This is a genomic window from Streptomyces sp. NPDC043685 (assembly GCF_056436585.1).
The window spans coordinates 884,756-898,992 of sequence record NZ_JBWKCH010000002.1 but is presented as its reverse complement, the minus strand read 5'-3'; the positions used below and the strand labels follow the sequence as shown (position 1 = coordinate 898,992).

Genomic DNA, 14,237 nt, shown 5'->3' with positions numbered 1-14,237 from the left:
GCCCATTCCGGCGGCTGCCCTACGGGGCGCCCCGCCTCCCCCCTTACGATCAGCTCACCCGACCGTCACTTTCCCCCCGAAGGACACCTCATGGGCTCCGCCAACAAGACCGGCACGGACCGCAAGGCGCGCATAGAGGAGATGCGGCGTGCCGAGCAGGCCCGTGAGCGCCGCAACCGGATCCTCACCATCGCGGCCAGTGTGGTGGTCGTCGCCGGTCTCGTCGTCGGCGGCGTCGTGCTCGTACGGTCCCAGGACGACGGCAAGGGCGGTGACGCCGCGGCGGCGAGCGACACCTCGGGCAAGGGCAGGTTCGTGACGGGCAAGGACGGCGTGAAGACCTGGAAGGGGAAGCTGGCCCGCAACCACGTCACCAAGGCCGTGAAGTACGCCTCCGAGCCTCCGGTCGGCGGCGACCACAACCCGGTCTGGATGAACTGCAACGGCGACGTCTACACCGAGAAGATCAACAACACCAACGCCGTGCACTCGCTGGAGCACGGCGCGGTGTGGGTGACGTACAACGCCGACGCGAAGAAGGCGGACGTCGAGGCGCTCGCGGCGAAGGTGAAGAAGACGCCGTACACGCTGATGAGCCCGATGGACGACCAGAAGGACCCGATCATGCTGTCGGCCTGGGGGCACCAGCGCACGGTGACCGGCGCGAGCGACCCGAACGTGGACGCGTTCTTCGAGAAGTTCGTGCAGGGCAAGCAGACCCCCGAGCCCGGCGCCGCCTGCACGAACGGCCTGTCCAAGTGAGGCAGGTCGGCCTGATCGCCGGGGCCGCGGCGGCGGCGCTCGTCGCGGCCGGCGCGATCACCTACGCGGTCGCCGGGGACGACGGCGGCAGCGTGACCCCCTCCGCCGAGTCCGCCGACGCCGGGTTCGCGCGGGACATGGCGGTGCACCACCAGCAGGCCGTGGAGATGTCGTACATCGTGCGCGACCGCACCAAGGACGAGGAGGTGCGGCGCCTCGCGTACGACATCGCGCAGACGCAGGCCAACCAGCGCGGCATGATGCTCGGCTGGCTCGACCTGTGGGGGCTGCCCAAGGTGTCCTCCGAGCCGCCGATGACCTGGATGGACATGGGCGGCATGGCCTCCGGCAAGGACGGCGCGCTGATGCCGGGCATGGCGGCCAACTCCGAGATGAAGAAGCTCGGTGAACTCAGCGGGAAACAGGCGGAGATCTTCTACCTCCAGCTGATGACGGACCATCACCGGGGTGGTGTCCATATGGCGCAGGGCTGTGTGGACCGGTGCACGGTCGGGGTGGAGAAGCGGCTCGCCCAGGGCATGGTGGACGCGCAGCGGTCGGAGATCTCCCTGATGGCCGACATGCTCAAGGAGCGGGGCGCGGCGCCGCGCCCGTAGAGGGTGGGCGCGTAAGCCTCAAATCGCCCTCAGTGGCGGCCTCTTGGGCTCCTCTTGGTCTGCATGGGGTTCTTCTTGGCCTGCGTAGGGCGCTTCTTGGGTTGTGCCATTCCCTGGCATGAAGGGTTCGTCGCGAGAGTGGCGATCGTCGAGTGATCCACTCGCGACGAACCGCACAGGGGGTTCCATTGAGATCCAACCGCGCCACGGCGCGCGCCGGGGTGAGCATGGCAGTGACTTTGCCGATGCTCGCCGGTGCGCTGGCGCTCGGCATACCCGCGGCACACGCCGCCGACCACCCGGTCCGCGACCTGCTGGCCGGCACCCGGCCCGCCTGGGCCACGCCCAAGGCGGACAAGGGCGCCACCTCCGACGGTGCCCGGGTCTCGGCCCGGGTCTACCTCGCCGGCAAGGACGCCGCGGGCCTCGCCGCCTACGCCAAGGCCGTCTCCGACCCGAACTCGGCGTCGTACGGCAGGTATCTGACGGCCAAGCAGGCGCGGGCCCGCTTCGGTGCCACCGCGGCCCAGGTGGCGGCCGTGAAGTCCTGGCTGACGGCGGCCGGCCTGAAGGTCACCGGCGTCACGCGGCACTACGTCTCGGTCACCGGTGACGTGGCCGCCGCCGAGAAGGCCTTCGGCACGCAGCTGCACAACTTCGCCAAGGGCGCGAAGACCTACCGCGCGCCGGCGAGCACCGCCTCCGTGCCGCAGGGCCTGGCCGACGCCGTCCTGACCGTGACCGGGCTGGACAACGCGCCGCACATGGCCACGCACGACGACCAACTGCCGCCGCCGGACACCGTGTTCCGCAACGCCGGGCCGTTCTCCTCGTACTACGGCTCGAACACCGCGAGCACGCTCCCGGACGCGTACGGCGAGAAGATCCCGTACGCCGTGAAGGGCTACACGGGCAAGCAGCTGCGGGCCGCCTACGGCGCGGGCAAGCGCACCGGCAAGGGCGTCCGGGTCGCCATCACGGACGCGTACGCCTCCCCGACGATCGCCTACGACGCCGGCACCTACGCCAAGCGCAACGGCGACGCGGCGTGGAAGACGGGCCAGCTGCACCAGGTGCTGTCCGAGAAGTACACGAACACCGAGGACTGCTCGGCGTCCGGCTGGTACGGCGAGGAGACCCTGGACGTCGAGGCCGTGCACGCGGTCGCCCCGGCCGCGGACGTCACCTACGTCGGCGCCGCCTCCTGCATGGACGGCGATCTGCTCGACGCGCTCGGCACGGTCGTCGACCACCACCTGGCCGACATCGTCTCCAACTCCTGGGGCGAGATCGAGGCCGTGCAGACGCCGGACCTCGCCGCCGCCTACGACCAGGTCTTCCAGCTGGGCGCGGTCGAGGGCATCGGCTTCTACTTCTCCTCGGGCGACGACGGCGACGAGGTCGCGAGCTCCGGGACGAAGCAGGTCGACTCCCCGGCCAACTCGGCGTGGGTCACCGCCGTCGGCGGCACCTCGCTGGCCGTCGGCAAGAACGACACGTACCTGTGGGAGACCGGCTGGGGCACCGACAAGGCGACGCTGTCGGCCGACGGCAAGAGCTGGACCGACTTCCCCGGCGCCTTCACCTCCGGCGCGGGCGGCGGCACCAGCAGGACCGTCGCCGAGCCCGACTACCAGCGGGGTGTCGTGCCGGACACGCTGGCGAAGGCCGACAGCGCGAACGGCAACCGGGTCGTCCCGGACATCGCGGCGATCGCCGACCCGAACACCGGCTTCCTGGTCGGCCAGACGCAGAGCTCGCCGGACGGGAAGAAGCAGGCGTACGGCGAGTACCGCATCGGCGGCACCTCGCTCGCCGCGCCGACCATCGCGGCCGTCCAGGCCCTGGCCCAGGAGGCCCGCGGCAAGGCGATCGGCTTCGCCAACCCGGCGATCTACGCGAAGTACGGCTCGAAGGTGTACCACGACGTCACCGACAACCCGACGGGCAAGGGGCTCGCCGTGGCACGGGTCGACTTCCACAACGGCTACGACGCCACGGACGGTCTCGACACGTCCGTGCGCAGCCTCGGCAAGGACAGCTCGCTCGAAGCCGTGAAGGGCTACGACGACGTCACCGGCGTGGGCTCGCCCGCGAACGGCTACGTGGAGTCGTACCGGCGGCACTGACCTCCGCACGGGGACGGGGTGGTGTGGGATGACCCACACCACCCCATTGTGTCGCACTGACGATTACACTGGGCGGCGTGCCTCAACTACGTCTCGCCCTGAACCAGATCGACGCCGGCGTGGGCGACCTCGCCGGTAACACCGAGTCGATCGTCCGCTGGACCCGGCACTCCGCCGAACAGGGGGCGCATCTCGTGGCGTTCCCCGAGATGGTGCTGACCGGGTATCCCGTCGAGGACCTGGCGCTCAGGTCGTCCTTCGTGGAGGCCTCCCGCGCGGCGCTGCGCGCTCTCGCCGCGCGCCTGGCCGAGGAGGGCTTCGGGCAGCTGCCGGTGATCGTCGGCTACCTCGACCGCAGCGCCACCGCCCAGCCGAAGTACGGCCAGCCGGCCGGCGCGCCGCAGAACGCGGGCGCGGTGCTGTACGGCGGTGAGGTGGTCCTGAACTTCGCCAAGCACCACCTGCCGAACTACGGCGTGTTCGACGAGTTCCGCTACTTCGTGCCCGGCGACAGCATGCCGATCCTGCGGGTGCACGGCGTGGATGTCGCCCTGGCCATCTGCGAGGACCTCTGGCAGGACGGCGGACGCGTCCCCGCCGCCCGTTCGGCGCAGGCTGGCCTGCTGGTCTCGATCAACGCCTCCCCCTATGAGCGCAACAAGGACGACACGCGCCTCGAGCTGGTCCGCAAGCGGGCCCAGGAGGCCGGCTGCACCACGGCGTACCTGGCCATGATCGGCGGTCAGGACGAGCTGGTGTTCGACGGCGACTCGATCGTGGTCGACAAGGACGGCGAGGTCGTGGCCCGGGCGCCGCAGTTCTCCGAGGGCTGCGTGGTGCTGGACCTCCAGCTGCCGGCGGCGTCGGCGAACGCGCCGACGGGCGTGGTGGACGACGGTCTGCGCATCGACCGGGTCGTCCTCTCGGAGGAGCCGCTCGCCCCGTACGAGCCGGAGCTCACGGGCGGCTACGCGGACCGTCTGGACGACGACGAGGAGGTCTACTCGGCCCTCGTCGTGGGCCTGCGGGCGTACGTCGCGAAGAACGGTTTCACGTCGGTCCTGATCGGCCTGTCGGGCGGCATCGACTCGGCGCTGGTCGCGGCGATCGCCTGCGACGCGGTCGGCGCGCAGAACGTGTACGGCGTGTCGATGCCGTCGAAGTACTCCTCGGACCACTCCAAGGACGACGCGGCCGAACTGGCCCGCCGCACGGGGCTGAACTACCGCACGGTCGCGATCGAGCCGATGTTCGACGCCTACATGGGCTCGCTGGGCCTGTCGGGTCTGGCGGAGGAGAACCTCCAGTCGCGTCTGCGCGGCACGCTGCTGATGGCCCTGTCCAACCAGGAGGGCCACATCGTCCTCGCCCCCGGCAACAAGTCGGAGCTGGCGGTCGGCTACTCGACGCTCTACGGCGACTCGGTCGGGGCGTACGGGCCCATCAAGGACGTCTACAAGACGTCGGTCTTCCGCCTCGCCGAGTGGCGCAACCGGGCCGCCCGGGAACGCGGCCAGACCCCGCCGATCCCGGAGAACTCGATCACCAAGCCGCCGAGCGCGGAGCTGCGCCCGGGCCAGGTGGACACGGACTCGCTGCCGGACTACCCGGTGCTGGACGCGATCCTGGAGCTGTACGTCGACCGGGACCGGGGTGCGGACGAGATCGTGGCGGCCGGGTTCGACGCCGGGCTGGTCGCGAAGACGCTGCGGATGGTCGACGTGGCCGAGTACAAGCGGCGCCAGTACCCGCCGGGCACGAAGATCTCCCCGAAGGGCTTCGGCAAGGACCGGCGTCTGCCCATCACGAACGGGTGGCGGGAGTCGCTCTGAGGGAGCCGTACCGGGAGGCTTGACAGGCGAGTGAAGACTCCGGCCGAGCGTGAAGCACGAGCTCGGCATCTCGCGCCCGGCGGTCTCCCGGCACCTCGCGGTGCTGGAGGCCGCCGGGCTCGTCGGGACGAGGCGGGAGGGCCGCTCCACGTTCCACGACCTGAACACGGCCCCGCTGCGTCACCTCACCGAGAGACGGCTCGGACGCGAGGCACCCGGACCCGAGGAGAGCACCTCATGAAGATCCATCTCACCAGCGTCTTCGTCGACGACCAGGCCAAGGCACTCCGCTTCTACACCGAGGTCCTGGGCTTCGTGAAGAAGCACGACGTCCCCGTGGGCGGGACGGACCGGTGGCTGACCGTCGTCTCCCCCGAGGACCCCCACGGCACGGAACTGCTGCTGGAGCCCGCCGGTCACCCGGCCGTCAAGCCCTACCGCGACGCTCTCGCCGCCGACGGCATCCCGCTCGCCCAGTTCGCCGTCGCCGACGTCCGGGCCGAGTACGAGCGGCTGAGCGGCCTCGGCGTCCGCTTCACCCAGGAGCCCGTGGAGATGGGCCCCGTCACCACGGCCGTCCTCGACGACACCTGCGGCAATCTGATCCAGATCGCGACCCTGCCGCAGGAGTAGGCGGGCGGTCCTCGATGTCCTCGGCACGGTGGTCGACGGCCCCGGTGGCCTTCGACCGGCCGTACGGGAAGCGGCTGCCCGACGCGGCGGCCGCCGACGAGTCCGTCGCCCCAGGACAGCGGTAGCGGGACCGCGTCGGGCGGACCTGGACGCGTCCGAAGTCCTGATCACACCCACCGCTTCGGCGATCGTCGCGGCCCGGCGCGGGGCGCCCCGGTAGACGAAACGGCAGCACGCGGGACCTGATCCCACGGGCTGCCGCGGTGCCGGGAGCGGTCAGTGGCGCACCGCTTCCGCCTCCTTGGGGACATGGCCGGCCACGATCCGCTCGCGTCCGGCGACCGGGGCCCGGCGCCGGTCCACCGCGTAGGCCAGCGACGCCACGACCAGGCCGAGGACGGCCAGGGCCACACCGGCCAGGGCCGGGGAGGTGACGCCGAAGCCCGCGGCGAGGGCGAGCCCGCCGATCCAGGCGCCGCCGGCGTTGGCCAGGTTGAAGGCGGCCTGGTTGGCCGAGGAGGCCAGGGACGGGGCCGAGGAGGCCTTCTCCATGACCATCAGCTGGAGCGGGGAACCGGTGGCGAAGGCCGCCATGCCGAGCAGGACCACGGCCACGGCGGCCGTGACCTCGGTGCGCATCAGCAGCGGGAACAGCGCCAGCACGGTCACCAGCGAGACGAGTCCGCCGAACAGCGTGCCCCGCAGCGAGTGGTCGGCCAGACGGCCGCCCAGCAGGTTGCCGGCGGTCGCGCCGACGCCGAACAGCGCCAGCAGCAGGGTGACGCTGGCGTCGGCGTAACCGGCGGCGTCCGTCAGCATCGGCGTGATGTAGCTGTAGGCCGCGAAGAGGGCGCCGAAGCCCGCGACGGTCGTGCCCAGCGACAGCCAGACCGGCAGGGAGCGCAGGGCGGCGAGTTCGCCGCGCAGGCCCTGGGCGGTGGTGTGCTCGTGGTCGTGCGGGATGAGGAACGCGAGGGCGGCGATCGCCGCCAGGCCGATGGCGCTGACGCCGAGGAAGGTCGCCCTCCAGCCGAGGTGCTGGCCCATGAGGGTGGCGACCGGCACGCCCACGACGTTCGCGACCGTCAGGCCGAGGAACATCAGGGAGACCGAGCGCGCCCTGCGTTCGGGGGCGACCATGTTCGTCGCGACGACGGCGCCCACGCCGAAGAAGGCGCCGTGCGGCAGTCCGCTCAGGAAGCGGGCGGCCAGCAGCCAGCCGTTGTCGGGCGCGAGGGCCGACAGGGCGTTGCCCACCACGAACAGTCCCATCAGGCCGATCAGGACCGTGCGGCGGGACATCTTCGCGGTGACCGCGGCCAGCAGCGGGGCGCCGATGACGACGCCCAGCGCGTACGCCGACACCAGATGGCCGGCGCTGGGTATCGAGATGTTCAGGTCGTCCGCGACGTCGGGCAGCAGACCCATCATCACGAACTCGGTCGTACCGATGCCGAAGGCGCCCACGGCGAGGGCGAGCAGGGCCAGGGGCATGAAGGAGCCTTTCGAGACTTGCTTGGAGATCCGTACGCGTATGTTCAAGTACGGAACAAAGTCTCGCAGGCGCACTATTCCGCGAGGTGACGCCTGGGTGGCGGTTTTCTGACGGAAGAGCCCTGACCAGGGGTTTTCAGGACCCGCTTGTGGCAACCCTCACACGGGCCGCGACCGGCAGATGGTCGCTGCCCGTCTGCGGGAGGGTCCACGAGCTCTCCGGCTTCAGGCCCCGGACCATGATCTGGTCGATGCGCGCCATCGGGAACGACGCTGGCCAGCTGAAGCCGAACCCGTTACCGGCCGCGCCCTGGGTGGAGCGCATCTGGGACGTGACGGCGTTGAGGGCGCGGTCGTTCATGGTGCCGTTCAGGTCGCCGAGCAGGACGACGTTCCTCAACGGCTCGTGGGCGATGGCCTCGCCGAGGTAGTCGGCGCTCCGGTCGCGCTGCCGGGCGGTGAAACCGGCCTCCATCTTCACGCGCACGGACGGCAGATGGGCGACGTAGACCGCCACCTGCCCGGCCGGGGCGGTCACGGTGGCGCGCATCGCGCGGGTCCAGCCCATGTCGATGTCGACGTCCCGCACGCCGGTCAGCGGGTACTTGCTCCACACGCCGACCGTGCCCTGCACCGAGTGGTAGCGGTAGGTCGACGCCAGCGCCTTCTCGTACGTCGGGACCGCGGCCGGCGTCAGTTCCTCCAGGGCCAGCACGTCCGCGCCGGAGGCGGCCACGTCGCGGGCCGTGCCGGAGGGGTCCGGGTTGTCGGCGTTGACGTTGTGGGTGACCACCGTGAGGTCGCCGCCCGGCGCGGTCTTGTCGCTGACCTGGCCGCCGAAGAGGTTCAGCCAGACCACGGACGGCAGCAGCACCGCGATCAGCGCGGTCGCCGACCTGCGCACCAGGGCGAGGACGAACAGCAGGGCGACGGGGATCCCCAGCCAGGGCAGGAACGTCTCGATGAGGCTGCCCAGGTTGCCGATCGTGTTCGGGATGCGGGAGTGCAGGACCATGACCAGGGCCAGCAGCACCGCGCATCCCGCCAGGAACAGACCGCGCCGCCAGATCCGCGGGTCACCGCGCCAGGGGCTCGCCAGCCGGTCGAACAGGCGCCGAAGCCGGGTTCCCCGGTGCTCGGGCCCCGAGCCGCCGTTGTCCGTCTCCGTCATGTACGCCTGCTGCGCCATACCGTCGCCTCACTGCCTGCCGTGCACACACCATCGCCCCCGTGTCCTTACGACCCTAGGGGATGATCCGTTCCGTTCCCGCCGTCCCTCGACGGCCGTACGGGGGCGATGACGTTCGAGTCCCCGTGGCGAGTTCCGCTCATGCCCGCCGAAAGCGCCGTCTGTGACGAAACGCGCACACTAGGGCTCGTGGGAGAGCGAACTGACGGACGGTGAGCTGTCGGGGCGCAGCCCTTCGAGCAGGGTGTCGACTATCTGCTCGGCGAGGTCGTCGGGGAGGTCGGCGTCCGGGCGCAGCACGGCACGCACGAGCATCGGGCCGACGAACAGGTCGTTCAGCAGTTCGAGGTCGAGGTCGGCGCGCACCTCGCCGTTGCGCTGGCCGCGGCTCAGCACCTCCAGGCCGAGCCGGCGGCGCGGGGCCACGACGGTGGCGTGGTACGCCGCCCAGAGCTTCGGACTGCTCTTCATCTGGGCCTGGACGCTGTGCAGGATCGCCGAGGAGCGGTTGGCCAGGCCCCGCCGGCGCACCTGCTCCAGCAGCACCACCAGGTCGTCGCGCAGGGAGGTGCCGGGGAGCGGCGGGTCCGGCGGTTCTGCGGTGCGCACGACGTCGACGAAGAGTTCCTCCTTGCCGCTCCAGCGGCGGTAGATGGTGGCCTTCCCGACACCGGCGGTGCGGGCGATGCGCTCGATGGACAACTCCGCGAGGGGGACGCCCTCCTCCAGGAGTGCCATCACGCCCTCGATGATGGCGCGTTCGACGGCCTCGCTTCTGGGACGCCCCCTCCCGGGACCGTCGTGCGGGGGGTGCCGTTCGGCGAGGCTCACGTCGCTGCGTCCTTTCCTGACCGGGTGCAGACACTTGCTGCACGGACGGTGAATTCTCCCGCAGGCCTACGACCGGGTGGGCGCCAACTCCTGTTCCCCCTCGGCTCCCTCGGGTGCCGGCGGCCTGCCCGGCAGGAACAGCGCCACGACGACCGCTCCGACCAGGGCGACGCCCGCACCCCACAGGGCGGTGATGTGCATCGCGTGCAGGAAGGCGTCGTAGGCCGGGGTGATCAGGGACTCGCCCCGGGGGCCGAGCCCGGCCGCGACGCCGAGGGTGGCCTCGATGGACTCCCCGGCGGTGTGCCGCAGGCCCGGCGGGAGCGCGCCGAGCTTGTCCTCGATGCCCGTGCGGTAGGCCGTGGACAGCACCGAGCCGAGGACGGCGATGCCCAGGGCGCCGCCGACCTGCCGGAAGGTGTTGCTGAGGGCGGAGGCGGAACCGGCCTTCTCGCGGGGCAGGGCCTGCATGATGACGACGCTGACCGGCGTCATGATGTGCGCCATGCCGGCGCCCATCAGGAAGAAGATCACTTCCAGGATCCAGATGGGCGTGTCCGCGTCCAGGGTGGCGAAGGCGGCCAGCATGGCGGCGATGACGAGCAGGCCGGCCGTGGTGGTGACCCGGTTGCCGAAGCGGTCGACCACCAGCCGGGCGCGGGGCGCGAAGATCAGCTGTGAGGCGGCCAGCGGCAGCATCAGCAGACCGGTCTGCAGCGGCGAGTAGCCGCGCACGCTCTGCGTGTAGAAGACGGAGAAGAAGGTCACGCCCATCAGGGCGAAGAAGACCAGCGCGACGGCGGCGATGGCGGCCGAGAAGACCTTGTTGCGGAAGTAGGTGACGTCTATCGACGGGTGGTCGCTGCGCTTTTCGAAGATGACGAACACGACGAGCACGACGAGACCGGCGCCGATGGACGACAGCACGGTGGGGTCGGTGAAGTCGGCGAGCTGGCCGCCCTCGATGATGCCGTAGACGAGCAGGACCAGGCCGACCACGGACAGCACCACGCCGACGGGGTCGAGGCGGCCCGGGTTCGGGTCGCGCGAGTCGGGGACCAGCCAGGCCATCAGCGCGAGCGTGAGCACCACGATCGGCACGTTGATGAGGAAGACCGAGCCCCACCAGAAGTGGTCCAGCAGCACACCGCCGGTGATCGGGCCGATGGCGACGGCCAGGCCGACGCCGCCCGCCCAGATGCCGATGGCCTTCGGCTGCTCCTCGCGCTCGAAGACGTGCATCAGGACGGCGAGGGTGGCGGGCATGACGAACGCGGCGCCCAGTCCCATCACCGCGCGGAAGCCGATCAGCTCGCCGGGCGAGCCGGAGAACGCGGCGAACGCGGAACCGAGGCCGAACACGGCGAGCCCGCCGAGCAGCACCTTCTTGCGCCCCAGCCGGTCGCCGAGCAGTCCGGCGGTGAACAGCAGGCCCGCGAAGACGAGGGTGTAGGCGTTGATCGCCCACTCCAGCTCGCTCTGCGTGGCGCCCAGGCCGGTCGGGGCGGGGGTGGAGATCGTCTTGATGGCGACGTTCAGGATCGAGTTGTCGAGCACGACGATCAGCAGGCTCAGCATCAGCACGCCGAGGATCGCCCAGCGGCGCCGGTGCACCGCTTCCGGTACGCGGGGGCCGGTGGGGGCGGCCGGTTCGGCAGGTTTAGTCATGCGGACGAGCCTAGAACCCTTCCGATACGAGACCGTCTCGTATCGGAACACTCTTACCCGGCTCTTACGTACCCGCCACACGGGGCCCGGGGCGGAAATGGGGCCGGGGTGGAACTCACAGGGCCTCCCCTAGCCCTCGTTGACACGAGGTGCCACCATGGACGTGGTCCGGGGACGCCGTCAGGGCGCCTCGAGATGACGTGTTAGGAGCCGTGCAATGACGCAGCTTCCGGCTGCCCAGACTGCTCAGAAGAAGTCCTCCGACGGCGGCAAGGCGCTGTACGGGGGCAAGGGCACCCGCCGTATCACCGTGCGCGACATCGCCGCCGCCAAGGAGCGCGGCGAGAAGTGGCCGATGCTCACCGCGTACGACGCGATGACCGCGTCCGTCTTCGACGAGGCCGGCATCCCGGTGATGCTGGTCGGCGACTCGGCGGGCAACTGCCACCTCGGGTACGAGACGACCGTGCCCGTCACCCTCGACGAGATGACGATGCTGTCGGCGGCGGTCGTGCGGGGCACCTCGCGCGCCCTGATCGTCGGCGACCTGCCCTTCGGCTCCTACCAGGAGGGCCCGGTGCAGGCGCTGCGCTCGGCGACCCGGCTGGTGAAGGAGGCGGGCGTACAGGCCGTGAAGCTGGAGGGGGGCGAGCGGTCGCACGAGCAGATCCGGCTGCTCGTCGAGTCCGGCATCCCGGTCATGGCGCACATCGGGCTGACCCCCCAGTCGGTCAACGCGATGGGCTACCGCGTGCAGGGGCGCGGCGAGGAGGCGGCCCAGCAGCTGCTGCGGGACGCGAAGGCCGTGCAGGACGCGGGCGCCTTCGCGGTGGTGCTGGAGCTGGTCCCGGCGGAGCTGGCCGCCGAGGTGACACGGGTGCTGCACATCCCGACGGTCGGGATCGGGGCGGGCCCCGAGACCGACGCGCAGGTGCTGGTGTGGACGGACATGCTCGGCCTGACCGGCGGGCGGGTGCCGAAGTTCGTGAAGCAGTACGCCAACCTGCGTGAGGTCATGGGCGACGCGGTGAAGGCGTTCGCGGACGAGGTCGTCGGCGGAACGTTCCCGCTGGAGGAGCACTCCGTCCACTAGAGCGCACAGAGCCACAGCGGTACCACGGACAGCCCGTCGGCCTTCCCCCAGTCGACGGGCTGTCCCCTTCCCCGGGGCCGCCGACAGAGGCTGTCGGCGGCTTGTCGGTGATCTGTCGGTGGGCGCTGAGAGCGTCTGTCTCATGACGCGAATCGACACACGAACCGGCGGCGCCGCTGCGACCGTGCGGGGGCTGGTGAAGCACTACGGGGAGACCAAGGCTCTGGACGGGGTCGACCTGGAGGTGCGAGAGGGCACCGTGATGGGGGTGCTCGGGCCGAACGGGGCCGGGAAGACCACCCTCGTGCGGATCCTGTCCACGCTGCTCGCGCCCGACTCGGGGCAGGCCACCGTGGCCGGGTACGACGCCGTACGGCAGCCGCGCCATCTGCGGCGCGTGATAGGACTCACCGGGCAGTACGCCTCCGTCGACGAGAAGCTCCCCGGCTGGGAGAACCTCTACATGATCGGGCGGCTGCTGGACCTGCCCCGCAAGGAGGCACGCGCGCGTGCCGACGAACTGCTGGAGCGGTTCTCGCTGACCGAGGCCGCCAAGCGGCCCGCGAGCACCTACTCCGGCGGTATGCGGCGACGGCTCGACCTGGCCGCCTCGATGATCGGGCGGCCCGCCGTGCTGTTCCTCGACGAACCCACCACCGGCCTCGACCCGCGCACCCGCAACGAGGTCTGGGACGAGGTGAAGGCGATGGTCGGCGAGGGCGTGACCGTGCTGCTGACCACGCAGTACATGGAGGAGGCCGAGCAGCTCGCCTCCGAGCTGACCGTCGTGGACAAGGGCAAGGTCGTCGCCGGCGGGGGCATCGAGGAGCTCAAGGCCAGGGTCGGCGGGCGGACCCTGCGGATCCGGCCGGCCGACGTCACGCACCTGCGGCCGCTCGCCGCGCACCTGGACGACCTCGGCATCACCGGCCTCGCGACCACCACCGTGGACACCGAGGCCGGCACCCTGCTCGTGCCGGTGCTCAGCGACGAGCAGCTGACCGCCGTGGTCGGCGCCGTCACGGCGCGGGGCGTCACGCTCGCCGCCGTCACCACCGAACTGCCCAGCCTGGACGAGGTGTTCCTGTCCCTCACCGGCCACCGTGCCAGTGCCCCGCAGGACACCGTGCTCACCGAGGACCGCGAGGAGGTCGCCGTATGAGCGCCGCCACCCTGACCACCCCGGCGACGGCCGACGCCCGCATCACGCTGCGCGGGCACGTTCGGCACACCAGTGCCCTCGTCCGCCGCAATCTGCTGTGGATCCGCCAGGACCCGGAGTCGATGGCCGACGCGCTGCTGATGCCGGTCATCTTCACCCTGCTGTTCGTGTTCGTGTTCGGCGGCTCGATCGGGCAGGCGCTCGGCGGCGGGCAGGAACGGTACGTGCAGTACGTCATCCCCGGCATGATCGCGATGATGAGCATGACGCTCTCCCAGGGCGTCGGCACCGGCTTCAGCCAGGACTTCAACTCCGGTGTCATGGACCGCTTCCGGTCCCTGCCCATCGGACGCGGCTCGGTGCTGTTCGCGAAGATCTCGGTGGAGCTGCTGCGGATGCTGTTCGCGACCGCCGTGCTGATGATCGTCGCCGTCGCGGTCGGATTCGACATCACCAACTGGCCCGGGCTGTTCGCGACCGTGGCCCTGTCCACGGCCTTCGCCTCGTCGATCATGTGGGTGTTCCTCACCCTGGGCGTGATCATGAAGAGCGCGCAGTCCGTGCAGGCGATGGGCTTCCTGGTGCTGTTCCCGCTCCAGTTCGGCTCGTCGATCTTCGCGCCGCCCACCTCGATGCCGGGCTGGCTCCAGGCCTTCACCGACTACAACCCGCTGTCCACGCTCGCCGACGCCTCGCGCGGGCTGATGGTGGGCGGGCCGGTCGCGCACGACCTGTGGGTGACGCTGGGCTGGTCGGTGGCGATCACGGCCGTGATGGCACCCGTCGCGATCCACAAGTTCCGCACCAAGAACTGACGCACGGGCGAT

General features: G+C 70.8%; 12 protein-coding genes and 1 pseudogene. 9 read left to right on the top strand and 4 right to left on the bottom strand.

What is annotated here, in order from left to right:
* Positions 1–90 precede the first annotated feature (90 nt).
* From AC0665_RS08835 to AC0665_RS08810, 6 genes and pseudogenes are all read left to right on the top strand, one after another.
* Positions 91–762, top strand: coding sequence for a DUF3105 domain-containing protein (locus tag AC0665_RS08835; protein ID WP_468413560.1), 672 nt, complete (start codon positions 91–93; stop codon positions 760–762).
* Positions 759–1,379, top strand: a complete 621-nt coding sequence (locus AC0665_RS08830) for a DUF305 domain-containing protein (protein WP_478602683.1) — start codon at positions 759–761, stop codon at positions 1,377–1,379. The genes AC0665_RS08835 and AC0665_RS08830 overlap by 4 nt, the downstream gene beginning before the upstream one ends.
* 227 nt (positions 1,380–1,606) lie before the next feature.
* Positions 1,607–3,508 (top strand): S53 family peptidase, encoded by a 1,902-nt coding sequence (locus AC0665_RS08825; protein ID WP_478704679.1) that lies wholly within the window; start codon positions 1,607–1,609, stop codon positions 3,506–3,508.
* Between the two features lie 77 nt (positions 3,509–3,585).
* Positions 3,586–5,340 carry an NAD+ synthase gene (locus AC0665_RS08820; protein WP_468413554.1) on the top strand — a complete coding sequence of 585 codons (1,755 nt, stop codon included), beginning with the start codon at positions 3,586–3,588 and terminating at the stop codon, positions 5,338–5,340.
* Between the two features lie 40 nt (positions 5,341–5,380).
* Positions 5,381–5,581, top strand: a pseudogene (locus tag AC0665_RS08815) (ArsR/SmtB family transcription factor); the annotation flags it as partial.
* Positions 5,578–5,973 (top strand): VOC family protein, encoded by a 396-nt coding sequence (locus AC0665_RS08810; protein WP_468413552.1) that lies wholly within the window; start codon positions 5,578–5,580, stop codon positions 5,971–5,973. The pseudogene AC0665_RS08815 and the gene AC0665_RS08810, both read left to right, overlap by 4 nt.
* Before the next feature lie 276 nt (positions 5,974–6,249).
* Here AC0665_RS08810 and AC0665_RS08805 read toward each other — a convergent pair whose 3' ends face one another.
* The 4 genes from AC0665_RS08805 to AC0665_RS08790 form a co-directional block, all read right to left on the bottom strand.
* Entirely contained in the window at positions 6,250–7,467 is a 1,218-nt protein-coding gene (locus AC0665_RS08805; protein WP_468413548.1) for an MFS transporter, read from the bottom strand.
* A 136-nt stretch (positions 7,468–7,603) separates the two neighbouring features.
* Entirely contained in the window at positions 7,604–8,656 is a 1,053-nt protein-coding gene (locus AC0665_RS08800; protein WP_468413546.1) for an endonuclease/exonuclease/phosphatase family protein, read from the bottom strand.
* Between the two features lie 180 nt (positions 8,657–8,836).
* Positions 8,837–9,487, bottom strand: a complete 651-nt coding sequence (locus AC0665_RS08795; RefSeq protein WP_468413544.1) for a TetR/AcrR family transcriptional regulator — start codon at positions 9,485–9,487, stop codon at positions 8,837–8,839.
* Between the two features lie 66 nt (positions 9,488–9,553).
* Positions 9,554–11,155: an MFS transporter gene (locus tag AC0665_RS08790; RefSeq protein WP_468638041.1), complete on the bottom strand. Its 1,602-nt coding sequence runs from the start codon at positions 11,153–11,155 to the stop codon at positions 9,554–9,556.
* Positions 11,156–11,372: 217 nt separating this feature from the next.
* On the opposite strand from AC0665_RS08790, the gene panB reads away from it, so the two are divergent.
* The 3 genes from panB to AC0665_RS08775 all read left to right on the top strand — a co-directional run bounded on the left by panB (position 11,373) and on the right by AC0665_RS08775 (position 14,225).
* Positions 11,373–12,248 carry a 3-methyl-2-oxobutanoate hydroxymethyltransferase gene (panB, locus tag AC0665_RS08785; RefSeq protein WP_468413540.1) on the top strand — a complete coding sequence of 292 codons (876 nt, stop codon included), beginning with the start codon at positions 11,373–11,375 and terminating at the stop codon, positions 12,246–12,248.
* Positions 12,249–12,390: 142 nt separating this feature from the next.
* Positions 12,391–13,410 carry an ATP-binding cassette domain-containing protein gene (locus AC0665_RS08780; protein WP_478704678.1) on the top strand — a complete coding sequence of 340 codons (1,020 nt, stop codon included), beginning with the start codon at positions 12,391–12,393 and terminating at the stop codon, positions 13,408–13,410.
* Entirely contained in the window at positions 13,407–14,225 is an 819-nt protein-coding gene (locus AC0665_RS08775; protein ID WP_478704677.1) for an ABC transporter permease, read from the top strand. The genes AC0665_RS08780 and AC0665_RS08775 overlap by 4 nt, the downstream gene beginning before the upstream one ends.
* Positions 14,226–14,237: the final 12 nt, after the last annotated feature.